The organism is Agrobacterium sp. RC10-4-1, from assembly GCF_014138475.1.
Classification (GTDB): Bacteria; Pseudomonadota; Alphaproteobacteria; order Rhizobiales; family Rhizobiaceae; genus Agrobacterium; species Agrobacterium pusense.
On sequence record NZ_JACJIT010000008.1, the window covers coordinates 221,775 to 245,269 of the forward strand.

The 23,495-nt window shown below is 58.4% G+C and carries 22 protein-coding genes; 8 read left to right on the plus strand and 14 right to left on the minus strand.

What is annotated here, in order from left to right:
- Positions 1 to 57 precede the first annotated feature (57 nt).
- The 4 genes from ehuB to ehuA are packed head-to-tail and all read left to right on the plus strand — an operon-like array spanning position 58 to position 3,116.
- On the plus strand, positions 58 to 909 hold the full coding sequence (gene ehuB, locus FHW77_RS21490) for an ectoine/hydroxyectoine ABC transporter substrate-binding protein EhuB (RefSeq protein WP_044459528.1): 852 nt from the start codon (positions 58 to 60) through the stop codon (positions 907 to 909).
- Between the two features lie 60 nt (positions 910 to 969).
- Entirely contained in the window at positions 970 to 1,635 is a 666-nt protein-coding gene (gene ehuC, locus FHW77_RS21495) for an ectoine/hydroxyectoine ABC transporter permease subunit EhuC (RefSeq protein WP_044459529.1), read from the plus strand.
- Positions 1,636 to 1,647: 12 nt separating this feature from the next.
- A complete protein-coding gene (gene ehuD / locus FHW77_RS21500) occupies positions 1,648 to 2,340 on the plus strand; it encodes an ectoine/hydroxyectoine ABC transporter permease subunit EhuD (RefSeq protein ID WP_022563363.1) in 693 nt (230 codons plus the stop codon).
- Complete coding sequence (ehuA, locus tag FHW77_RS21505; protein WP_006699965.1) at positions 2,337 to 3,116, plus strand: ectoine/hydroxyectoine ABC transporter ATP-binding protein EhuA; 780 nt, start codon at positions 2,337 to 2,339, stop codon at positions 3,114 to 3,116. Before ehuD ends, ehuA begins: the two co-directional genes overlap by 4 nt.
- Positions 3,117 to 3,301: 185 nt before the next feature.
- Here the strand turns inward: ehuA and FHW77_RS21510 are convergent, their stop codons facing one another.
- Together FHW77_RS21510 and FHW77_RS21515 are read right to left on the minus strand one after the other, a co-directional pair.
- Positions 3,302 to 4,342: a LacI family DNA-binding transcriptional regulator gene (locus tag FHW77_RS21510; RefSeq protein ID WP_044459530.1), complete on the minus strand. Its 1,041-nt coding sequence runs from the start codon at positions 4,340 to 4,342 to the stop codon at positions 3,302 to 3,304.
- Entirely contained in the window at positions 4,339 to 4,620 is a 282-nt protein-coding gene (locus tag FHW77_RS21515; RefSeq protein WP_139786391.1) for a hypothetical protein, read from the minus strand. Before FHW77_RS21515 ends, FHW77_RS21510 begins: the two co-directional genes overlap by 4 nt.
- Here FHW77_RS21515 and FHW77_RS21520 point away from each other — a divergent pair.
- From FHW77_RS21520 to FHW77_RS21530, 3 genes are all read left to right on the plus strand, one after another.
- Positions 4,607 to 5,509, plus strand: coding sequence for a sugar phosphate isomerase/epimerase family protein (locus FHW77_RS21520; protein ID WP_037090498.1), 903 nt, complete (start codon positions 4,607 to 4,609; stop codon positions 5,507 to 5,509). The two genes, FHW77_RS21515 and FHW77_RS21520, sit on opposite strands and share 14 nt — an antisense overlap.
- A gap of 81 nt (positions 5,510 to 5,590) precedes the next feature.
- Complete coding sequence (locus FHW77_RS21525; RefSeq protein WP_044459606.1) at positions 5,591 to 6,763, plus strand: Gfo/Idh/MocA family protein; 1,173 nt, start codon at positions 5,591 to 5,593, stop codon at positions 6,761 to 6,763.
- 182 nt (positions 6,764 to 6,945) lie between these two features.
- Entirely contained in the window at positions 6,946 to 7,875 is a 930-nt protein-coding gene (locus FHW77_RS21530) for a sugar phosphate isomerase/epimerase family protein (RefSeq protein WP_035207450.1), read from the plus strand.
- Between the two features lie 176 nt (positions 7,876 to 8,051).
- On the opposite strand, the gene FHW77_RS21535 is transcribed toward FHW77_RS21530, so the two are convergent.
- The 9 genes from FHW77_RS21535 to FHW77_RS21575 form a co-directional block, all read right to left on the minus strand.
- Positions 8,052 to 8,414: a hypothetical protein gene (locus tag FHW77_RS21535; protein WP_034500166.1), complete on the minus strand. Its 363-nt coding sequence runs from the start codon at positions 8,412 to 8,414 to the stop codon at positions 8,052 to 8,054.
- Positions 8,415 to 8,673: 259 nt separating this feature from the next.
- The gene (locus tag FHW77_RS21540; protein ID WP_044459531.1) at positions 8,674 to 10,098 is read right to left on the minus strand and encodes an amidase; all 1,425 of its coding nucleotides are present in this window, start codon (positions 10,096 to 10,098) and stop codon (positions 8,674 to 8,676) included.
- A gap of 10 nt (positions 10,099 to 10,108) precedes the next feature.
- Positions 10,109 to 11,239 carry a M20/M25/M40 family metallo-hydrolase gene (locus FHW77_RS21545; protein WP_044459532.1) on the minus strand — a complete coding sequence of 377 codons (1,131 nt, stop codon included), beginning with the start codon at positions 11,237 to 11,239 and terminating at the stop codon, positions 10,109 to 10,111.
- 80 nt (positions 11,240 to 11,319) lie between these two features.
- Positions 11,320 to 12,480, minus strand: a complete 1,161-nt coding sequence (locus tag FHW77_RS21550) for a M20 aminoacylase family protein (protein WP_044459533.1) — start codon at positions 12,478 to 12,480, stop codon at positions 11,320 to 11,322.
- A gap of 32 nt (positions 12,481 to 12,512) precedes the next feature.
- Positions 12,513 to 14,015: a M81 family metallopeptidase gene (locus FHW77_RS21555; RefSeq protein ID WP_044459534.1), complete on the minus strand. Its 1,503-nt coding sequence runs from the start codon at positions 14,013 to 14,015 to the stop codon at positions 12,513 to 12,515.
- An 18-nt stretch (positions 14,016 to 14,033) separates the two neighbouring features.
- Entirely contained in the window at positions 14,034 to 15,704 is a 1,671-nt protein-coding gene (locus tag FHW77_RS21560; protein WP_022563353.1) for an ABC transporter ATP-binding protein, read from the minus strand.
- Positions 15,701 to 16,558 (minus strand): ABC transporter permease, encoded by an 858-nt coding sequence (locus tag FHW77_RS21565; RefSeq protein ID WP_223215483.1) that lies wholly within the window; start codon positions 16,556 to 16,558, stop codon positions 15,701 to 15,703. Before FHW77_RS21565 ends, FHW77_RS21560 begins: the two co-directional genes overlap by 4 nt.
- Positions 16,559 to 16,587: 29 nt before the next feature.
- Positions 16,588 to 17,529: an ABC transporter permease gene (locus FHW77_RS21570; RefSeq protein WP_004437414.1), complete on the minus strand. Its 942-nt coding sequence runs from the start codon at positions 17,527 to 17,529 to the stop codon at positions 16,588 to 16,590.
- A gap of 72 nt (positions 17,530 to 17,601) precedes the next feature.
- Complete coding sequence (locus FHW77_RS21575) at positions 17,602 to 19,212, minus strand: ABC transporter substrate-binding protein (protein WP_004437412.1); 1,611 nt, start codon at positions 19,210 to 19,212, stop codon at positions 17,602 to 17,604.
- Between the two features lie 412 nt (positions 19,213 to 19,624).
- On the opposite strand from FHW77_RS21575, the gene FHW77_RS21580 reads away from it, so the two are divergent.
- Positions 19,625 to 21,187, plus strand: coding sequence for an IclR family transcriptional regulator (locus tag FHW77_RS21580; protein WP_044459535.1), 1,563 nt, complete (start codon positions 19,625 to 19,627; stop codon positions 21,185 to 21,187).
- A gap of 262 nt (positions 21,188 to 21,449) precedes the next feature.
- On the opposite strand, the gene FHW77_RS21585 is transcribed toward FHW77_RS21580, so the two are convergent.
- From FHW77_RS21585 to FHW77_RS21595, 3 genes are all read right to left on the minus strand, one after another.
- Positions 21,450 to 22,049: a hypothetical protein gene (locus tag FHW77_RS21585; RefSeq protein WP_004437405.1), complete on the minus strand. Its 600-nt coding sequence runs from the start codon at positions 22,047 to 22,049 to the stop codon at positions 21,450 to 21,452.
- 140 nt (positions 22,050 to 22,189) lie between these two features.
- A complete protein-coding gene (locus FHW77_RS21590) occupies positions 22,190 to 22,381 on the minus strand; it encodes a hypothetical protein (protein WP_044459536.1) in 192 nt (63 codons plus the stop codon).
- 341 nt (positions 22,382 to 22,722) lie between these two features.
- Positions 22,723 to 23,481, minus strand: coding sequence for an MOSC domain-containing protein (locus FHW77_RS21595; RefSeq protein ID WP_044459537.1), 759 nt, complete (start codon positions 23,479 to 23,481; stop codon positions 22,723 to 22,725).
- Positions 23,482 to 23,495 lie beyond the last annotated feature (14 nt).

A 23,495-nucleotide genomic window follows, 5' to 3' on the forward strand; every position in this document is an offset into this window, starting at 1 on the left:
CCAGAACACCGTGAGATCCGAAAACGGGCCACGCAACCCAACCAGAGGAGTTAGAACATGAAGATCACCAACTTCGCCGGCCTTTCCGCCCTCGCCCTTACCATCGGCGTGACGTCAGCCAGCGCGCTCACCGTCGAAGAAGTCAAAAGCCAGGGCTACATTCGCGCCGCCACGGCTAATGAAGTGCCCTATTCCTACATGCAGCCGGATGGCACCTCCGCTGGCATCGGCCCGGATGTGGCCAATGCGGTTCTGAAATCGATGGGCATCGAAGAGGTCAACTGGACGGTGACGCCCTTTGGCACGCTGATCCCCGGCCTCAAGGCCCGTCGCTTCGATTTTGCGGCCGCAGAACAGAATATCTCGCCCGAGCGCTGCAAACAGGTGGCCTTCACCGAGCCGAACTCATCCTATGGCGAAGGCCTGCTGGTGAAGAAAGGTAATCCGAAAAAGCTGACCACCTATGCCGATATCGCAAAGGACCCTTCATTGAAGGTGGCCGTCGTGTCGGGCGCGAACAATGTCGACTTCCTGCGCGCCGTTGGCGTCAAGGAAGAACAGATCGTCTTCATCCCAGCCAATGCCGATGCCATCCCAACCGTGCAGAGCCGCGCCGACGCCTATGCGGCCACGGAGTTGACGGTTTCGGAACTCGCCAAAGGTCAGGCGAACGTCGAGCAGGTAAAGCCTTTCACCGATCCGGTCGTGAAGGATGCGCCGGTGCGCAACTACGGCGGTTTCGCTTTCCGCCCGGAAGACAAGGAGTTGCGTGACGCCTTCAACGCTGCCCTGGTCGAATTCCGCAAGACCGACGACTACAAGAAAATCCTCGCCAAATACGGTCTCTCCGAACAGAGTATCGCGGCAGCGGCCGAAAAGAAGGTCGCCGATCTCTGCGCCGGCAAATAATGCCAGCCGGCGCCCGGGCATAACCGGGCGCCGTTCCTCGGGAATTCGGGAAATCTCCAGATGGACATGACTGCCTATCTGCCGATGTTGTGGCAAGGCGCCGTCGTCACGATGACAATTACGCTCGCAGCGCTTGTTGTCGGTACGGTACTCGCTTTTTTCTTCGGCATTCTGCGCGTCGAGGGCGGACCGATCCTGTCGGCAATCGCGCTCTGTTATACGGAAGTGTTTCGCGGCACCTCGCTGCTGGTGCAGCTATTCTGGTTCTATTATGCGCTGCCGCTGGTCGGGTTGAGCTTCGATCCGATCACGACGGGGGTGCTGGTGCTTGCCGCCCATGCTGGCGGCTACGGCGCGGAAATCGTTCGCGGCGCGCTGTCCTCCGTCTCGGTGCAACAGCTGGAAGCCGCACGCGCGCTGAACTTCACACGCATGCAGACGCTTTTTCGCATTTCCTTGCCACAGGCGATCGTCGAAATGATGCCGGCTTTCGGGAATCTGGCCATCGAGACGCTGAAGCTTTCCTCGCTTGTCTCGTTGATCTCGATTGCCGATCTCACCTTCGCTGCGCAGTCGATCCGCAACCTGACGCTGGACAGCGCCAGCATCTATTCGGTCACGCTGCTTTGTTATTTCGCGATGTCGCTGATCCTGATGGTCGTCATCCGGGTGATCGAACGCTTCGTGCGGCGCGGCAATGTCTTCCCGCGCACGCGCCATTCGTAAGGATATCTTCTCATGATGTATGGTTACGAATGGGACACGACCACCTGGCTCACCTACACGACCTCCATCCTGCCCATCATTCTGATCGGCCTGACCGTGACGCTGAAGGCAGCCGCCGCCGGTTTTGCCATTGCGCTGGTTCTGGGACTTGTCTTTGCGCTGCTGCGCCGCAGCCGGGTAAAGATGATTTCCTGGCCGACTGCGCTGGTGGTCGAATTCCTGCGCGATACGCCGCTTCTGGTGCAGCTGTTCTTTCTTTATTACGTGCTTCCGGATTTCGGCATTGTCTTGCCCGCGTTTCTGACCGGCGCGCTGGCGCTCGGCCTGCAATATGCGGCCTATACTTCCGAGGTCTATCGCGGCGGCATAGAGGCGATACATCATGGCCAATGGGAAGCGGCGACCGCGCTTAACCTGACGCGCATGCAAACCTATCGTGATATCATCATTCCCCAGGCCATTCCGCGCATCGTTCCAGCCATGGGCAACTATCTCGTTGCCATGATCAAGGAAACGCCGGTGCTATCGGTCGTCACGGTTCTTGAGATGATGGGGCTTGCCAACATGATCGGCGAACGCACCTTCGAATATCTGGTGCCGCTGACGCTTGTCGGCCTGATCTTCCTCCTTCTGACCATAATCTGCTCGGCAGGCCTCAGCCGCCTGCAAAGGGCGCTCCCAAAAGCAGGAATACCCTTGCGATGACCAACACCACCAATCAGCCACTGATCGAATTTTCGGATGTCACGAAACGCTTCGGCATTCTGACGGTGCTCGACCAGTTCAATTTCAGCGTGGCGAAGGGTGAAAAAGTCACCCTCATCGGCCCTTCCGGCTCCGGCAAGTCGACGGTCCTGCGCATTCTCATGACACTCGAACCCTTCCAGGAGGGAAAACTGACGCTGGCTGACATGTCTTACCATGAGCCGGGAGGCAAGGGCCCCTTCATGGCCTCGGAAAAACACCTGCGCCAGATCCGCAACCACGTCGGCATGGTTTTCCAGAGCTTCAATCTCTTTCCGCATATGACTGTGCTGCGCAACATCGTGGAGGCGCCGGTGCGTGTTCTGGGTATCGCCCGTGGAGAGGCTGAGGCGCGTGCGATCGAACTATTGAAAATGGTGGGGCTTGCGGACAAGAAAGATCATTATCCGGTTCAGCTTTCCGGCGGACAACAGCAGCGTGTCGCCATCGCCCGCTCGCTCGCCATGCGCCCGCGTGTATTGCTTTTCGATGAGCCGACCTCGGCGCTGGACCCGCAGCTGGTGGGCGAAGTGCTCTCCGTCATCCGCGATCTCGCGCATGAGCACGATCTGACGATGCTGCTTGTCACCCACGAAATGCGCTTTGCCCGTGAGGTATCGGACAGGGTCTGCTTCTTCGACAAGGGGCGCATCTGCGAACAGGGAAAGCCGGAGGAAATTTTTGGAGAGCCGAAAGAAGAGCGGACCCGCGAGTTTCTCTCTTCGGTTCTGCGGTAAGCATGGTTGCCCATAAAAAGCCGACTACGAAAAGCGTCCGCGTTCTCGCACCGTGCCACCGACCGCTGCCATTCTTCACCACGTATCGTAACAGGCGCGCGCACCACCGGCCTTGGTGTGGATTGGCTTTTCCCAATCGGTAATTTCACGCAGTTAGAGAATTTTGAATTCCCACTACCCTGCGATCATGTCCAGATGCTTTCGGGCGTCAGGATTTCAAAAGGCACGATCCGCTGTTCGACGGAAGACGAATCCGCGTTCTCGATGCGTCGCAACATCACGTCAATCAATTGTTGTGGCATCCTGTCGAGGGGCAGTGGCAGCGAAGCGGTAATCAGCCCCTCATTCAAGCCCTTGCGCGTTTCCGGGCCGATATCGTTGCAGACGATCTTTATGCCGCGCTGTTTCTCCGCAGGCAGCTCCCTGAGCGCCCGCAAGACGCCCGATATGCCGCCGCCATTGACATATATCCCCCTGAGCCCTGGTTCGGCAGCAATGATGTCCCGAATGACGGCATAGGCATTTTCCGGCTCTTCATGGGTCAGCAGTGTTTCCGCTACCTGTAGTTCCGGCGTGTTCTCGCGCATGTAGGAGCGAAAACTGGCATCTGAAACATCCTGGCACTGATAACGGTTGCTGCCGATCAGGGGCACGACCACTCCCTCGCCTTTCACGGTCTGACTGAGGAACCAAGCGGCCGTCCGGCCGCGTTTCCAGCTGTCGGTTCCGACAAAACCCGCCCGGCTCGCCGCTGACAGATCGGACACATAGGTCACCACGGGAACACCTTTGCTCCGCAACTCATCAATGGCCTGGCTCACCAGCGGGTGATCGGCAGTCACAACCGCAATTGCGTTGCAGGACTGCCCCATCTTCAGGAGATTGGCGGAAACGGCCTCCGGTGAAAGATCGTCCTCAAAAACCACGTCCGGCTCGATGACGCTTTCCAGCCTCTGATGTGCGGCAGTGACGATCCCTTCTCCCCAAAGGCGGTAAAGCGGCCGGTGGGATTGCTGCAGCAGGAAGCCCAGCCTGTAATGTGGCAAGGCCTCGCGCCTTCGGTCCTTGATGGTGCCCAGACCATAAAACCCGATCTCCTGCGCCGCCTTGAGAATCTGGTCGATCGTATCCTGACGTACGGCGCTCGAACCGTGCAGCAGCCGGTTGACAGTGGAGATGCTGACGCCCGCGGCTCTCGCAAGATCGGCAATGGTGGGTCGATTCATGGCGCCCTCAATCGTATCATTGATGAATGACATGAAATGATACGAAATGCAACGCCAAATGAAATATAAATTCCATTTCCGCGAAAATGAAAGATATAAATCGGCCTGTCATTCAGGCCCATCGGGAGGATGGGCGGGGAGGAAGCAATGGCATTTTTCAGAAAATCTTTCGCGATACGAACCGCGTCGCTTGTGATGGCGTCCAGTGCCTTTGCGGCCATCCGCCCTCGCCATCCGGTCGAGACATAAGAAGGATCAAGATCAATGAAAATCGCCATCGACCCCCACATGCACCGTTTCACCAGCCTCGATGAGCTGCCCGCCAAAGTTAAGGAGCTCGGTTACGACTGGATCGAACTCAGCCCGCGCGCCGATTTCCTCGAATGGTTCAAGGCGCCGCGCGTGTTTCCCGAACGTATCAGGTCCTTCAAGAAGGCTTTGAAAGACGCCGATGTCGGCATCGCCGCGCTGCTGCCAATGTATCGCTGGGCCTCCAATGATGAAATCGAGCGGCAGGCAGCGGTCAAGCACTGGAAACGCGCTATCGAGATCGCAATCGAACTTGAGGTCGACACGATGAACTCGGAGTTCGGCCGCGGACCGCATCCCGACAAGGGCTCATGTTATTGCTGCCATACGGGTTCGATGATCGAGGCCTGCGAGGATGCATGGTGGCGCTCGATGGAAGAGCTGGTACCGATCTTCGAGCGCGAGAACATCAGCCTGCATGTCGAGCCGCATCCGGAAGACTGGTGCGAAACGCTGCAGCCGGCGCTTGATATCATCCGCACGGTCAACTCCAGGAACGTCAAATTCCTCTATTGCGCGCCACACACCTTCTATTTCGGCGACGACACCAAGGCGATGCTTCGGGAAGCCAAGGACGTGCTGGCCCATGTGCATGTGGGCGACACCTTCAACCACAGGGCAAGTTCTGGGCTCCGCTACATTCTCAACCCGCCCGGTACACAGGCAAGGGTGCACCAGCACCTGAATATCGGTCAGGGCGAAGTGCCATGGGACGACTTCTTCGGCACGCTCGCTGAAATCGGTTTCGACGGCATCATGACCTCCTGCGTCTTCGCCTGGGAAGACAGGGCGGATGAATCGAGCCGGTTCATGCGCGCCAAGATGCAGGACTATATCGACCTCTATTTCAAGAAATAACGCGAAAAACCGGTGCCGGTGCCCAGGCAGAACCTGCCTCTGGCTACGCCATTCGAAACATCCGACGGAAAGACGATCGACATGATCAATGGAGAAAGACTGATTTCGCGACCGCTGCGCTGGGCCATGGTGGGCGGCGGCCGCACGGGACAGGTAGGATACAAGCACCGCACCGGCGCTCTGCGCGATGGCAATTACCAGCTCGTCGCCGGTGCCTTCGACCTCGATGCCGAAATGGGCCGCGATTTCGGCGTCAATCTCGGCGTGGCGGCGGAACGCTGCTATCCGGATTACAGGGCACTGATAGCTGGCGAAACCGCGCGCAAAGACGGTATCGACGTCGTCTCCATCGCCACCCCCAACTTTACCCATTACGAGATCACCAAGGCCTGCCTTGAAGCCGGGCTGCACGTCATCTGCGAAAAACCGTTATTCTTCACCGTTGCAGAATGTGACGAGGTGGCGCGACTGGCCCAACAGAAGGGACTGATCGTCGGCGTCACCTATGGCTATACCGGCCATCCGCTGGTGCACCAGATGGCGGCCATGGTCAAAAAGGGGATGCTGGGCGATATCCGCATCGTCGATCTGCAATATACCCACGGCTTCAATGCCGGCGACGATGTGGGCGCTGGCGAGGCCGTCAAGTGGCGCACCAATCCCCGTACCGCTGGTCCGACCTTCGTGCTCGGCGATATCGGTACGCATCTCTATTATCTCTCGGAAATCGTGCTGCCGCACATGAAGGTGGAACGACTGCTTTGCGACCGGAAGGCCTTCATCCCGACGCGGGCGCCGCTGGAGGACCACGCGACGGTTCTCATGCATTATGATAATGGCGCACGCGGGCGTCTGTGGGTTTCTTCCGTCAATGCCGGCAATATGGGGTCGCAGCGTTACCGCTTCATCGGTTCCAGGGCGTCGCTTGAATGGTCCGATTCGCGTCCCGATCAGCTGATCTATCAGGTTCAGGGCGAGCCGGAGCGTATCCTGCATCACGGCATGCCGTATCTGGAAGAGGAGAGCCTTGCTATCGATCGTATGGGCGCGCTGCACACCGAAGGTCTCGGTGATAGCTGGTCGAACATTTACCTCTGGATCGCCCAGGCAATCGATGCGGCCAATCGCGGTGACAGGGCTTTTCTCAAGACCCATCACTATCCCGGCATCGCAGCCGGCACAGAAGGCGTCCGCTGGCTGGAAAACTGCGTTCGTTCGGCCGATGCCGGTGCCACCTGGGTCGATTTCGCATAATGGATTTAAGGGCATTCCGGATCAATCCTCCTCCGGCTGGGTCAGCCTTCAAGTGAGGATTTCACCATATTCACCAAGCGGACAGCCGACCCTCCATCGTTGCCCTGCAAGCCGCCATCAACCGCTGAGACGTTGCAACGGGCTAGAGAACTGGCCGATGCCGCTGCCGCCATGAGGATCAAATGACCAACCCGATCACCATCACCACCGCTCCCTGCTGCTGGGGTGTCGACGACGTCAAGAACCCGCATCTTCCCCATTGGGAAAGGGTGCTGGACGAAGCGAAAGCAGCCGGTTTCGGCGGTCTGGAACTCGGCCCCTACGGTTATCTGCCGCTCGACCTCAGGCGCGTTTCGCAGGCGCTGGATGAACGAGGCCTCAAGATCGTCGCCGGCACCATCTTCGACGATCTGGTCTCACCCGGAAATCGCGACAATCTGCTACGCCAGACTGAGGAGATCTGCGCGCTGATAACGCGCCTGCCAAAGCCGGAAACCCATGCGGGCCAACGTTTTTCCGCCCCCTATCTGACGGTGATGGACTGGGGCCATGACGAGCGTGATTATGCCGCCGGACATTCTGACCGCGCGCCACGTCTCGATAAAACCGCCTGGCGGGGCATGGTCGAGAACATCCGGGCCATCGCAACGCTCGCCCGGGACAAATATGGCGTGCGCGCCACCTTACATCCCCATGCCGGCGGCTACATCGAGTTTGCCGATGAGTTGCAGCAGATCGTTGAGGACATTCCCGCAGATCTTGCGGGTCTCTGCCTCGATACCGGCCATATGGCCTATTCCGGCATGGACCCCGTCGCCACGTTGCGCCGCTATTGGGATCGCGTCGACTACATTCATTTCAAGGATATCGACGCCGCGGTCTTTCAGGAGGTGATGGCGGAGCGCATCCGCTTCTTCGAGGCCTGCGCCAAGGGCGTGATGTGTCCGATCGGCCGCGGCTCGATTGACTATCCAGCCATCCGCAGCCTCCTGACCGAACTTGGTTATGGCGGCTATATCACCATCGAACAGGAACGCGACCCGCGTAATACAGGCAGCATTCTCGATGATCTGGCAGCCAGCAGGGCATTTCTTGCAAAAAGCGGCTTCTGAACCCGAAGGGCGCGGCCAGCGGCCGCGTCTCCCGTTTTCATACAATGGCTGCCTCAATCTTCAATGATCGTTCGATCATGTGCGAGAGCCGTTGAAGCGAGAGACTATTCCCGCAACGCCAATATCTCGACGCCATGAAAGGCCGGGCTACCTGACGGCAGAGCCGGCGCTGTGAACTAAACCTCGACAGGCTCGCGGACATCATCCAGCAGAAAGTGCACGATCACATAAGGCGTGGTATATTTTTGACCGCTATCCGACACGCTTTCGACACTGCCGCCATCGGAGGGATGCCACTTCTGGTAATGGGGATTATTGGCGATCAGCGTAATGGCCTTGCCCGCAAACCTGCCGTTCAACCGATAGCGAGCCTCGGCAAGCGGCCAAATTTTCTCGAAGTCCTGCTGGCTGATACGAACTTTCAAGGCTTTCCTGGAAATGGTTTTTCCCGGCGATCCATCCTCATGTGCCACCGGTGGAATATGCAAGTCGACCTCTTCCGCATCGTCCAGCAGAAAGGCAAATTCATCTGGCCACATCCGTCTCACGTATCGCTCCTCCCAAAGCTTAGCGCCCCACAGCACTCCCATGATAGCGCCTCAGCCGCTACAGGCAATGGCAGAGATTTGTTGTTGCGAACAGACGGAAGCCCGGGATGCAACAGAAACCATACTCATGGCTCTGCAATTGAACGCAGGACCCGGTCCAACGAGACGATATTACTTGCTACAAGCCGCATAAGCTATCCGTCTCAGACCGGCTCGCGCTTCAAAGAAAGCCCCGGAGCGCCAAAGGGGTTTACATGACCACATCACCCGTCTGGATGTCAGCTGACTGCTCATACGCCAGTGCAAATTCAAGGGTTGCCCGGTCACTGCGTGGTGGTCCCACCAGCTGTATACCAGTCGGCAACCCGTTAACCCCGAATCCCGCGGGAACGGCCGCCACGGGAAGTCCAGCCAGCGTGGGACCGATCACGACCTCCATCCAGCGATGATAGGTGTCCATGGCTTTTCCGTCGATTTCGGTCGGCCACGAGAGATCGATATCGAAAGGGAATACCTGTGCACTCGGCATCAAAATAAAATCGTACCGTTCAAACAATCTGCAGAGATACTGGTACCAGGCTGTCCGGACGACGGACGCATTAAAGATATCGGCGGCACTGCACGAAAGCGCGATGTCGAATTCAAACATCTGTTGCCGATTGAGAAGCGACCGTGTTTCCGGCTGGTCATAAAAGGCGCGCAGGCCGTGGGTCACGCTGAAGCTGCGCAATGTCATCCACGCTTCCCAGAGTTTCGGCAGTTCGAAATCCGGCACGAGTTCATCGATATCGCAGCCCATGTTCGCCAGGACGGCGAGAGCCTTGCAATCAACATCCAGAACCCCGGGCTCAAAGGGAAGATATCCACCGAAATCACCAAACCAGGCGACTTTCATTCCCTGTGTCGTTGCAGGACCTCGGATTGCCAGACTTTCGTCCGCCAGGGATAGCGGGTCGCGCCGCTCATAACCTGCCTGCGTTGCGAGAAGCAAAGCGGCGTCCTCCACCGTCTTGCCCATGGGGCCTGAAGTGGCAAGCTGGCCAAGGAAAAGCTCGTTCCCTTTTGTGCCTGGAACCCTCCCGAAACTCGGCCGGAAGCCGACAACGTTGTTGAAGGCGGCAGGATTGCGCAGCGAGCCCATCATATCAGAGCCATCTGCGACCGGCAGCATCCGGCATGCGAGCGCCGCCGCCGCGCCACCGGAAGAACCGCCGGCGCTTCTGGTCCTGTCATAGGGGTTTCGGGTTGGGCCATGGACAGGGTTGGTCGTATGGGACCCGAGGCCAAATTCGGGCGTGTTGGTCTTGCCAATGAAAATCGCGCCGGCGGCGCGAACACGTTCCACATGGAGACTGTCGGCGGTGGAAACAAAATTGTCAAAGAGCGGCGACCCCCAGGAGCACGGCAGGCCCTGAACTTCGGAGAGATCTTTTACCGCCTGGGGAAACCCGTGCATCCAGCCGCGCGAGCGCCCTTCCTCAAGTTCCCGGTCACAGGCGCGCGCCTCCTCCAGCAACTCTGTGCTTGGTCTACGAAAGACGATCGCATTCACGGCTGGATTGAGGCTGTCGATGCGATCGAGATAGGCTTCCATCACCGAGAGGCAGGAAACCTGCCGCAGGTGGATTGCCCTGGAAAGCGCGGCTGCGGAGAGCCGGGTGATGTCGCCTGTCATTACTCTGTCCTCAATCCAGCGTCGCCAGAAGACCGGCCATCAGCCTGCCGCGATCAATCAGGCTGTCAATTTCGATGTGCTCTTCGAGGGTGTGATAACCTGCGCCACGCAGCCCCAGGCCACAGAGCGTGGCAATGCCGAGCGCGCCCGTAAAATTGCCGTCGGAACCGCCGCCTGAACTGCCGTGGGGAAGGCAAACCCCAAGACTGTCGGCAAGCAAACGAGCCTTTTCGTAAAGCGCCATGGTTTCCGGACGGTCCGGTGGCCAGACGGGTCTGGTGACGCCGCAGGTGACCGAGAACTCCACCTCGTTTTCCACCCCTGACAAATTGAGCATTCGGGCGACACCGGACGCGAGATCGTCATCGGTTTTCGCCATGGACAGCGCCTCGGCCGTGCACAGCGAAGAGACACAATTGACCCATTGCCCGCCATGCATGACGCCAACGGAAAAAGTGCAGTCGTCGTCGCTCATTGCATCTATTTCAATCACCCTGCGGGCCATTTCGCGAATTGCAGACCGCCCGGATTTCGGCGAAACGCCGGCATGCGAGGGTCTGCCGCGGGCCACCAGGTTGTAGCGGGCGATGGCATAGCGACCGGTGACCACCCCGTTCTCCTCCCGTGCCGGTTCGGGAACCAGCACGTATTTGTTGCGCCGGGCCTCAGCCTCGATCAGGTCCCGCGTCGAGGGTGTGCCGATCTCTTCGTCGGGGGTCAGCAAGACGGTGACCGGCAGGCGGGTGCCGATGCCCGTGTTCAGAAGCTGCCTCATTGCCTCGAAGACCAGAAAGTTGCCACCCTTCATGTCGAGTATGCCCGGGCCGTAGGCACGAGTATCCTCGATACGAAACGGGAGTTCTTTCAGCGTGCCAACCGGGTGAACCGTATCGAGATGACCGGAGACGAGAATTCCAGGCGTGCCGTGCGTGTCGCCAAAACGCGCACGCAGGCTGCCGCCAAGTCCCATACGGCCGGGGATTCGTTCTATTGTGGCACCGATCGTTGCGAAATCGGTGGCAGCAAGATCCATCATGCGATCCACGGCTGCAGCATCGAATGTCGGGCTTTCGCATTCTATCCAGGGCCTCAGACGCTTCAGCATGGCGTCTGTATCAAAGGGAAGTTTGGTGAAATCCATAATTGGGGCTCGTTTCATCGTGACGGGACGCCCGCGCACAAGGGAGGGGGCAATCCCGATCTTGTGGCAGGGCATGGGCGTCAGGCGGCCAGACGTTTTTCGACGACACGCGCCAGAAGGCTCGCACCAACCGGCAGAATATTGTCATCCAGAACAAAGCCCGGATTGTGCAGCTGTACCGATCCGGCATGGCCAACGGTGCAGTAGACGCCGGGCACCTTGTAGAGCATATCGGCAAAGTCCTCGCTGCCCATGACAGGCTCGTCCTTCGTATAGACAAGATCTGCACCCACGATGTCGCGGGCGGCATCAGCGAAACCCTCTACAAGTTCTTCCGTATTGATGAGGACGTCGAAAACATTGCGAATGTCTGTTACAATTTCGACTTCGAAAGACGCGGCAAGGCCGGCTGCGATGGTGCGCATACGCTCACGGATCTGTTCATTCACCTCGCGATCGAGATAACGCACCGTGCCGGAGACTGTCGCCTCTTCCGGAACGACATTATAGGCGGAGCCGGCATGAATCTGCGTGACCGACACCACGGCTGACCGAAGTGGAGAAATGTTGCGCGACACGATCGATTGCAGGGCCGAGACCAGGTGAGTTGCGACAATGACGGGATCCTTGGACCCTTCGGGACGCGCACCGTGGCTGCCGCGTCCCTTGATGTGAAAATCGAAGAAATCAGCGCCGGCCATTGCGGTGCCGGGTTTGATGCCGATCTTGTTCGGCTCCTCGTTCGGCATATTGTGCAACCCGTAGAGCTCGTCACAGGGGAAACGTTCAAACAGGCCATCTGCCAGCATGGCGCGAGCCCCGCCGCAGCCTTCTTCGCCGGGCTGAAAAATGAATACGGCCGTGCCGGCAAAATTGCGGGTTTCGGCGAGGTATCGCGCGGCACCAAGTAACATGGTCGTGTGACCGTCATGGCCGCAGCCGTGGAAGCGGTTCGCGATTTTCGACGAGTATGGCAGGTTGGTACGCTCTTCCATCGGCAGCGCGTCCATGTCGGCACGCAGGCCGATGGTACGCCCGCTCCCCTTAGCCCCCTTCAAAACGCCGACAACGCCGGTCTTGCCGATGCCGCGATGCACCTCGATGCCGTAGCTCACCAGCTTGTCGGCAACGATGGCGGAAGTTCGTATCTCCTCAAAACCGATTTCCGGATGAGCGTGAATGTCACGGCGAAGGGCAGTCATTTCATCGTGCCAGGCGGCAATTTTCTCGATAACGGGCATTGCTGTATCCTTGAATTCAAAAAAGTGACGGATCAGGAGAGGGCGGCAGAGAGAGGGGAGAGGCGGACGCCCGGGCGAAGCCTCCTCCATGGAAGGGCAGCCGGGTCAACGGCCATTGGACCGGGTGCGGCACAAACGAGAATTGTCTCGGCAAACGGTTCGAAATCTGCGCGGAAGTGCACCGAGCTCTTGTTGACGAGAATGCTCGACGTTTCCGGCTCAATGCCGAGATAACGGAACAGGCCGCGGTCGGCCATCTGCACCTTGTGAGAGGCTACGGCTACGCGAACGCCACCGATCCTGAGGCACGCTGAAGGTCCAAGCCGCATCAGGGTGTCGCCGTAGTAGGGACCGGTGACGCGTGTCAACCCGTCGGACAATGCTTCGACGATGAACTCCGCCTCAAGCGGCTCGTCACCTGGAATGCCGGATTTTCCACCGAGCGCGATGCGGATCGTTGCGCCAATCCCCGCTGCCTGTGCTGCCAGCGCAGCCTCAGGGTCATAGAGCAGGCCAAGCGCCGCGTTCTGTGCACCGTTGTCGATGAGAGCCCGCAGCATTCCGGTCGTATCGGAATCGCCACCGGCCCCGGGATTGTCCTGCGTATCCGCAAGCACGACAGGCTTTGCGGCGGTTGCGGAAAGACGGATTGCCTCCTTTACGCCCTCATCAGCGCTGTAGACGCGCCCGGCAAAGGCGGGCTCGCTGGCGTCGATCAGGGCCTTCAGCTCGTCGGCGGCAAGATCAGCTGCTTCCTGCGTCGTTCCATAGGAGAGAACAGTCGCACCGCAATCGTTGAAATCGGCAGCCGGGAAGCCGGGAAAGAAGGAGAGCGAGAGAATTGTTTTCTCTTCCTCCAGTCCTGCGAGGCGGGCGTAGATGGATTGCGCCGGCTCCATCTCAGTACATTGCCACGATATGGGGATCAGATAGTCGATCTGACGATAGGACTTCGCAAAACGCTCACCATCCATCAGGCGGTCAAGCAAACCCGCGGCACGTTTGCCAGTCAGGGCCATGTCCACATGCGGATAGGTGCGGTAGCCGATCATGACATCGGCGTCGTCGACCGACCGCCTGGTTATGTTGCCGTGCAGGTCGAGACTGACAGCGACGGGGATGTCGTGGCCGACTGCGCTTTTGATGCGGGCGAGAAGTTCGCCCTCGCCATCGTCCAGATGTTCACAGACCATGGCTCCATGAAGATCGAGGTAGATTCCGTCGACGGGCAGCGCTGCCACGATGCCGGCAACGATCTCACCGGCAATGCGCTCGAAAGCATCCTCGGTAACATGAGCAGAAGGAACGGCGCTTGCCCGCAGTATAGGAACAACTTCCCAGTTTGCTTGCCGGGCGTAATCGAGCGCGCCCTCGATACCGGTATTTGCGCCCCGGACGAGAGCGATCATCTCCTCGCCGCGGCAGAGCGGCAGATGGCCGGATCCCTTCAGAAAGGCGTCATAAGTGGCTTTGGTGGGAGCAAATGTATTGGTCTCATGAATGAAACCGGCAAAGGCGACACGCCGGGACGTCATCGGTCATTCTCCTGGAAATTATGCAGCTTCGGGGGCAAGCGGCCGGAAATTGGCGAAATCCCAATGCCGCCCCGGGGCGGCATCGATAAGCTGGCGGGTGTATGCATGAACCGGACTGGTGAGCACTTCGTAGCCGCTGGCATATTCCACAATGCGACCTTTCTGCATAACGATCACGTCGTCACATATCTGGGCGGCAACGCGAAGATCATGCGTGATGAACAGGATGGAAATACCGAGCTTTTCCTGCAAGTCCGCAAGAAGGTCGAGTACCTGTGCCTGAACCGATACGTCGAGTGCCGACACTGCCTCGTCGGCCACGAGAACCTTCGGGTTCATGGCAACGGCACGGGCGATCGCGATGCGCTGGCGCTGGCCGCCTGAGAACTGGTGAGGATAGCGGCCCACTGCATCCGGGGGCAGGCCGACGATTGCGAGAAGTTCGCGCGCTCGCTTCAGGGCGTCCCGCCTCGGCGTACCGTAATTTACTGGCCCTTCAATGATGCTTTCCCCCACCGTGATACGCGGGTTGAGCGAGCGATAGGGATCCTGAAACACCATCTGGATATGCTGGCGATATGGCTGCAGGGTCCGGCGGGAGAAATCGGCGATTTCCTGTCCGGAAATGCGGATCGAGCCGGAGGTGGGATCGATCAGCCGCATAATACAGCGAGCGACGGTCGACTTGCCAGAGCCGCTTTCACCGACGATACCGAGAGTACGACCCTTCTTCAGTGTGAAGGACACATCCGTCGCGGCTTTTGTTCCGGCCGCGGTTTTTCCGAAAAAGCCTTTTTTGCCATACACCTTCTCAAGCTCCGAGGCCGAGAGCACGACCTCGTCCGAGAGGGCGGGGCGCGGCTCGCGCGGTTGAAGGCTTGGCACGGAAGAAAGAAGCGTGCGGGTATAGTCCATTTCCGGCGCTCTTAAAATCGTGTCGACCGGACCACTCTCGACGAGATTGCCACGGTTCATGACGTAGACGGTGTCTGCAATCTCGGCCACTACGCCCATGTCGTGGGTTATAAAGAGAACGGCGGTACCCTGCTTTTCCTGAAGTTCATTGATGAGCTTGAGGATCTGCTTCTGGGTCGTCACATCAAGGGCCGTGGTCGGTTCGTCGGCGATCAGCAGTCTGGGTTTGAGGATCAAGGCCATGGCGATCATGATACGCTGGCGCTGTCCACCCGAGAGCTGATGGGGATAGGCTGCGAATATCCGCTCGACATCGGGCAGATGCACTTCCCGCATCATCTCAAGAACGGCGATCTTCTGCTCTCTTGCTGAAAGCGTCGTGTGCTCCTGAAGCACCTCGCAAATCTGCCTGCCAACCGTCAGCACCGGGTTGAGTGCTGTCATCGGCTCCTGGAAAATCATGGCAATATTTTTCGAGCGCAGTGCCCGCATGCGACCGGCGTCGGCCTTGAGGAGGTCTTCACCTTCAAAGAGGATTGTACCCCCTGCAGGTTCAAGAGAATTTCGCGGCAGGAGCCCCATCGTAGCGAGCGAGGTCACCGATTTGCCAGAACCGCTCTCGCCCACAAGGCACACAGTTTCTCCGGCTCGGATGGTGATCGAAATGCCGTTGAGGACCGGCACGCTGTCATCGTCTCCGGTCAGGCGGATGACGAGGTTCTCGACGCGCAATACTTCGGACGCGGTGGCGGGATCGAATGCAACAGCCGTCATTTCGCGGCCTCCCTTTTCTTCATGCGCGGATCGAGCAGATCGCGCGCCGTATCACCGAGAAGGTTGATGGATAGAATGCAGAGCGAGAGCACCAGACCTGGCCAGAAGATCAGTTGCGGATTGATCTGGAAATAGGCGCGTCCCTCGGCCATGATATTTCCCCATGTCGGTATTTCCGTGGAGACACCAGCCCCGAGGAAAGACAGGATCGCTTCTGTAAGGATCGCCGAGGCGCAGACATAGGTGGCCTGCACGATGAGCGGCGCCAGGGTATTCGGCATCAGATGCCGCCAGAGGATTTTCGGAAGGCCCGAACCGGCAGCGATCGCGGCCTCGACGTAGGGCTCTTCGCGTGCAGTCAGCACCACCGAGCGAACAAGACGCACCACACGAGGAATTTCCGGGACAGTAATGGCGAACATGACGGTCCAGATATTTGCCCCGGTGAGCGAAACCACGGCGATGGCGAGCAGCAGGCTTGGAATTGCCATCAGTGCGTCCATGATCCGCATGACCACGGCGTCGAGGAACCGAAAGAAGCCCGAGACCAGGCCGATCCCCAGTCCGACAGCCACCGAGATGACAGTCGCTCCGATACCAATAAAAAGGGAGATGCGAGCCCCGTAGAGCACACGCGACAGCAGGTCCCGTCCGTAGGCATCGGAACCGAGCGGGTAGATATCGCTGGCGGGCTTGAGGCGGGCAGAGGGCGTCATGGCCACGGGATCATGCGGAGCAAGCCATGGCGCGAGAACAGCCATGAGAATGATCAGGATAAGAATTGCAAGCGCGATGGCAGGGACGAGGACAGCTTGTCCGCGTTTTTTTCTGCCGGCGAAAACGGGCAGCCGCATGGCGGCACCAAATAGCGTGGAATTGGCCATCAGTACCGTATCCTCGGATCGAAGAAGGAGTAGGAGAGGTCGATGAGGAGATTGACCATCACATAGATACCGCTTGTCAGCAGGATCATGCCCTGAATGACAGGGTAATCGCGGGCAAGAATGGCATCGACCGTGAGCCTTCCAATGCCGGGAATGTTGAATACGCTCTCCGTTACCACGACGCCGGAAATAAGCAGTGCAAAGCCGGTGCCGATAATGGTGAGCACAGGAACCGCGGCATTGCGCAGCGCGTGGCGGAACAGGACGGTATTTTCCTTCAGCCCTTTTGCGCGGGCGGTTCGCACATAATCCTCGCCCAGCACTTCGAGCACGGAGGCGCGTGTCATGCGGGCGATCAGCGCGATATAAATGGAAGCAAGTGTGAGGGCCGGCAAAATGGCGCGTTCCGCGAAAGGACCGACGCCCTTGGTGATGCTCCGGAAGCCCTGCACCGGAAACCATTTGAGGTCGATGGCGAAGACCTGGATGAGGATATAGCCGATCACGAAAACCGGCACGGAGAAGCCGACGACCGACACCGTCATGACGGCATAGTCGATCCACGTGCCGTGGCGCCACGCAGCGATGACCCCAAGTGGAACGGCAATCAGCACCGACAGGACGATCGTGACGAGCGCAAGGCTCACGGTCGGTTCGATGTGCTTGCCGATCATCGCAGTGACTGGCGTATTGGAAATCAGCGACACGCCAAGGTCGCCCTGGAGAAGCAACCAGAACCACGAGACGAACTGCACGACGATTGGTTTGTCGAGGCCGAGGGCAGCGCGGATTTTCTCAAGCTGCTCTGGCGTGGCCATGTCGCCGGCGATGATGGCGGCCGGATCGCCGGGCGTTATGCGCAGCAGGAGAAAAACGAAGACGGCTACCGTGATCATTACCGGAACGGAGGCCAGAATTCGGCGGAACGTATAGGCGAGCATAAGCATCCTCACGTCGGTTGGGCAGGCAGGGCAGCGGCATCCACAGGATGCCGCCATGTTCTTCCACGAGGCTCAGTCTTCTGTTTTCTCGATGTTCCAGAACACGGGAACCGGCGATTCCAGGAAGCCGGAAAGCTGGTTGCGCCACACGGAGGGGTTCTTGTACTGGCCAAGCGGAACGTAGCTGACCTCGTCCATGGCATGGGCCTGAAGCTCGGCGGCCGCAGCCTTCTGCTCTTCAGCTGTCGCCGCGGCGATGTATTTGGCGCGCAACGCTTCCAGCTTCTCGTCTGTCTGCCAGCCAAAAAATCCCTTGGCGCCGCGACCGTTCAACATCGGATTGTTAAGCGGCGTCATGATTTCCGGCACAATCCAGTTGGTGAAGAACATGTTCCAGCCACCCTCAGCCACCGGCTTCTGCGAGGCGCGGCGAGTGACGAGCGTCTGCCAGTCCATGGGCTGAAGTTCTACGTTGAAGCCCGCACTCCTCAGCGCAGCCGCCGCCACGACGGGCTGGGCCTTGACGGTCACGACGTCGGTTGGCTGAAGGATGACAACGGGAGTTCCGTCGTAACCGGCCTCCTTGAGGAGTGCCTTTGCGCTTTCCATATCGCCCGCGCCGGTCAGGCTTTCCGAACCGGCCAGTGCTTCAAGCGGCGTACCGCAGCCGAAGACGGAGCCGCAGATGGTGTAGTAGTCCGGATTGCCGATCAGCGCGTCGAGAACATCCTTCTGGTTCATCGCTTTGAGAGCAGCCTGGCGGATCTTCTTGTTATCGAATGGCGGGTAGAGGAAATTCATGCGGCCCATGGTCTGCGAGCCAAGCGTGTTTAGCGTCTTGACGGTCAGTTCGTCATTGCTCTCGACAAGTGGTAGAAGATCAACCGGCGGAGCTTCGATATAGTCGATCTCCCCGGACTGGATAGCGTTGATTGCGGTCTGGGCATCGGGCATGCTCAACCATTCCACACGGTCGACCTTGACCACCTTTCCGCCGGCCAGCCAGCTCGCAGGCTCGTTGCGCGGTACGTAATCGGTGAATTTTTCATAGACCGCCTTGACGCCCGGCTGGTACTCGGCCGTGACGAACCTGAAGGGGCCGGAACCGACAAATTCGGTAATGGCGGTATCGGCCGGGGTTGCGGCAATACGTTTCGGCATCATGAACGGCACGACCGAAGACGGCTTGGCCAGAACGTCGGGCAAGAAGCCGAAGGGTTCCTTCAGCTTGAAAACAAAGGTCCTGTCGTCCGTAGCCGTCAGGCTTTCTGTCTTGTCGAAGAGGATCTGACCGGAAGTATCCCGCTTGCCCCAGCGCTGAAGCGAGGCAATGCAGTCTTCTGCTGTCACAGGTGTGCCGTCGTGCCATTTCAGACCGTCGCGCAGCGTGAATGTATAGGTCAGCTTGTCATCCGAAACAGTGTAGTCAGCCATCTGGGGCTGCGGTTTGAAATCGGCATCAAGCGCCAGCAGCGTGTCATAGATCATGTAGCCGTGATTGCGTACGATATGAGCGGTCGTGATGATCGGATCGAGAATACGCAGGCCAGAATGCGGTACGGCCATCATTGTTGTGGCCGAGGCATCCGTTCCAAAGCCCGCAACACAGGCTGAAAGGGCGATGATCGCCGCAACGAGCCGGCTTCTTGCCCGGCTTGCTTTTCTGGTCAACTGAGCGTGCATGATTTCGCTGTTCCCTTTTTTGTTTGGCAGGTAGCGACCGAAACGCGCGGGCATTGGCCCGCACGCAAGCGCACGGCACCCTTCCGATCCGGACCGTTTTCGATAATGTCGCTGCGATCCCTCAAAGTTTGCGCAGCGAAGAGCACTTGTACCGCCGCAAAGGTGCGGCGAAACATACGACTGCAATACCTTGCGCAACTGCGGCTGTGAGACCGCAACGCGAGAGGCTTGCAAGGTTCAGCTTACTGTCACATGGCGAGCATGTGGGCATAGCTGACTATGACGTCATTCCGATTGGCATAGAGTGCAAGGCGTTCCCCTTAGGATTATTTTACCGCGATGCGATTGCTATTCTCGACTATCGATTATAGGTTCGTTGAAAGCCTTGTCAACGATCTTGCTGCGTCGCAAAATGAATTTTACCAAACCCTCAGAAGGATCCGATCACCGGGCCCGCATTGCCGCGCTGGAAAAGGCATTTGCCGTGCTTGAGATGTTCGGGCCGGAAACGCCTGAACTGAGAATTGCCGATGTTGCGAGGCGAGGAGGGATGAACCGGTCCAGCGCCCAGCGTCTGGTCCATACACTTGTCAAATCTCATTGGCTTGAACGCGACGCACTGAGCGGTGTCCTTTCTCTCGGGCACCGGGCGTGTTATCCCGCACATGTCTATCTTTACAGCAACGAGTTGATCGATCTCGTGATGCCGCTGGTCGTCGAACTGAATGCACGCACCGGCCTCAGCACCGACCTCTGGCTCCTCGACGGCAAGACCGCTGTTACGCTGGCCCGGGTCCCGTCACCCGCCGCATCCCTGGCACTTGCCCCGGTTGGCAGCCGCGTCGCACTTGCCGAGACCGCGCCAGGCCGGGCGCTGTTGTCTCTTATGGATGCGACAACACTCGATACATTTCTGGCAACATGGACAGGCGACGCGGGTTTGCTGCGCGAGCGGATAGCCTCTGAGCGCAGCATGGGATTTTCCTTTGACGGTACTGTCGAAGGCGGATCCCGCCAAGTCATTGCGACCGCTTTTCGCGATGCAGCCGGCCAGCCCCTTGCTGCGATTTCGCTTTCCGGTCCTGTAGACACAGAGGCAGCAGGCACGGTGACCGGGCAACTTTGCGAAACCGTCTCACGCATGGGGGAGTTGATGGTGACACGGGCGGTACGCCCGGCCAACCTCGAGCCAAATCCACGCACGCTGTGGCCGCTGGTCGACGACGAGAATGATCCGCTCGCGGTGACCGCAGTTTCCAAAAGCCTGCATTTATTGCAGTTTTTCCACCCACAAACGCCGCTGCTCACCCTGACGCAACTTTCACAGCAGACCGGTTTTCCGGTGCCGACTGTCCAGCGCATTACAGATACGCTGGCGGGACTGGGCTATCTGAAGAAAGACCAGCCCAAACGCGCTTTCCATGTCTCGGAGCGGGCGCTTGATCTTCTTTATCGTTTCCAGATGGGAAACGCGTTGCTCCGGTCGGTATGGCCTCGGCTTATAAGGCTGCGGGAAGAATGCGGGCTGCGTTGTTCCTTCTGCATCCTGGATGGCACGGAAATCATCCACCTGCTGCATGTTCAAAGCCGACCACAACCGGCTTTCAGAACCGCCTATCCGGGCAGGCGACTTCCGGCCGTTTCATCTTCCGGTGGTCGGGCGATCCTGTCGTGGCTGCCACCTGGAGAAATTGACAGAATTCTTTCGGAAAGCCCCGTCCAGCCCGGTACTCCCTTTACCGTTACGAACAAGGACCAAATCCGCACAGAGATTCTGGAGGCAAGCGTTCGAGGCGTGGCTTTCACGGATCGCCAGTCGATCCGCGACGAGGTAAATGTTGCCGCTGCGGTACCAGGGCCAGAGGGTCGTCCGGCGGGAGCCATCGTCGTATCCGCTCCTGTGCACAGCTGGTCTGTCGAGCGGCTTGAGCGCGAAGTCGTGCCCCTGCTGGTGTCCCACGCCCGTGGCGGATAAGATCTGCCGATGTTCTGATCCGCATGGGTCTCCCGGGAAGGGGGGCGTCGAGATCAATTACGATCCTGACGGACTGCGTGTGACCATGCAGGCGCGGGTTTCACAGCTTGAGCAGTGATATCGAGCCGAAGCCATAATGACGAGCACCGATAATCGGCGGACCAGTTTTCGACCGACCGTCCATTGCTCCCGACTGCAACTGTCAGCATGAACGTTTCCAGACTCCCTCGGGCTAAGCTCTATTATGGAACTACCCGCGCTTTCATCCCACATGAGATGAGACGCGAGCTTTCCGATATTTCGGCGGAAGTTCTGCGGTTGGCAGATCGTCGACCTTGAACTGCTTGCCGGTCGACCAGGGAAGCATGTTGAGCGCCACACCAAGCCCCGCGATGATCGCAGCAACTACGGGCCTGGTTCCGAATTTGTTCAACCCGGAAAATTTGAAGCCGGAAACAAGAGCACCAAGCGGTTTAACGATCAAGAACGGTATCAACAAGAATGGCATGGAGACGAGAAACAGCACCGTCGGGATCGCTGCCTCGAGCATAGGGTCGCCACCGTGTCGGAGGCGAATCCGCGGGTTACGGGCGATTGCAAATGGAATAAGTTCTTCCATGAAGCGAACGTAGCCGGCTGATTGATCGGTACGTGCCTCTCCCTGCCAATGCAGCGAGGATATCTCCCTCGACGCGAAGAGCATCCGCAAACGGGCGCTGTAGACGGGAAAACCGGTGGAGCCGACCCCACTCGTTACGTGAACGTGTATGAACCGAATGGAGGTCCACGGGATGAGACGGACGGATCCTGCCTGCGTCACCAAAAGGCCTTTGGCGTCGATGACGTAAGCGGTTGTGATCATTGTGGATCCCACGCGAGGCATCACGACTTGCGTGGTAAAGCTGTACGAAGGAGGGGCGTCCGTCTGCAATCAAGGGCTCTCGTGCGTTCAAAATCAGAAAGCCGGGCTAACCCGGCTTTCATTACTCATCGGAACGGCCATTAGCTGGTGGCGACGTGATACCATTGCTGTAGGTAGACCCAAGCGGTGTCGAGCGCTGCACCCACCACGAACACTACAACGAACAGTGCGACCGCAACAAAAATCGCTGGCACCTCAGGATTGCGATCACGCGCAAACTCGTCCGCCAATTTCTGCTCGTGGTAAATGTGAAGCAGGCTTTTTCCGTTCATCTTACCGTTCCTGGTCGTCTCGATCGCGCTTGTCTTCGCGCTCCTGCCTCAGTTCATCAAGGCGGTTCAACTGCCTTGCCGGAGGCTCCGCCTGCGAGACTTCGCCTTCTCGGACCGCTGCCTTTTCTTCTACTACAGGACGCGCGTTCGGAGAAGTCTCAACCCCGACAGTCTTGTCATCAAGCTCCGGAACAACCTCGGCTTACCATCTGCGCCGGGCGACCAGTTCAAGACGCCATCGATGGCGGAATGACCAAAAGCCAATGTCGCGCTACTGAAGAGAAGAAATGGCGTGGGTTTTCGGCCTGCTTTTAATCCCTGGAAATCGACCCTTGGAATGACTAGCCGGAAATCAACTCTGCGCGCTGGCCGGATTCGATATTTCCTATTTTGACAGGTTCGCAGTAAACTCCGAACGCGCGACCTGCTTTTCTCAATACCGTTCTGAGAATCTCCGGCTGTTCCGGCAGATCAGGCTGTGCGGCAAGGATCATTCCGCACCGTTTTGTGAGGTCTGTCACCTCGACCTCCGCCAGCCCGAAACTAATGACCTTACCGATCCATTGAAACTCAGCAAAACCTGTCACATTACTGGTTTCGAGTAGAATATTTGGCCGAAAGCGCAAACGGTCAACCGTACTATCCGATAACATTTGTTGAAGCTCGGCCAGTGACGAAGTGGTGACCAAGTGAAGTGCCGATCTCGAGTATCGGTTCTCAACAGTGGGAAGAGAAGGAGCAAGCGGGTCCGCATCGATGAAACTTCCGATACCGACGTCGAACCCGAAATACTTCGAAAGTTCCAGTCGCAATTGAGGATCTTCAATATGGAAATTACACCCATTTGGAAACGTGATCCGCACACCGCCATCATCAATGGCGCTGCGGAGGAAAAGTGCCGGCCGCCATCGAACGTCTTTTTCCGGCGCTGCGGCGATGCCGGATGCATTGTCGAACAGCGCAAAACGCCTGTCGCCGACGATTCCCGCTGGCTCTATTTCTGCGCATTTGCATCGTTCTCCACCAAGCGAGCTTACCGGGAAACGCCAGATCTCAGCGACTTTCCCGATAACGTGTTTTGAGCGAAAAGTGACCGTCATATCTATTCTGTCCG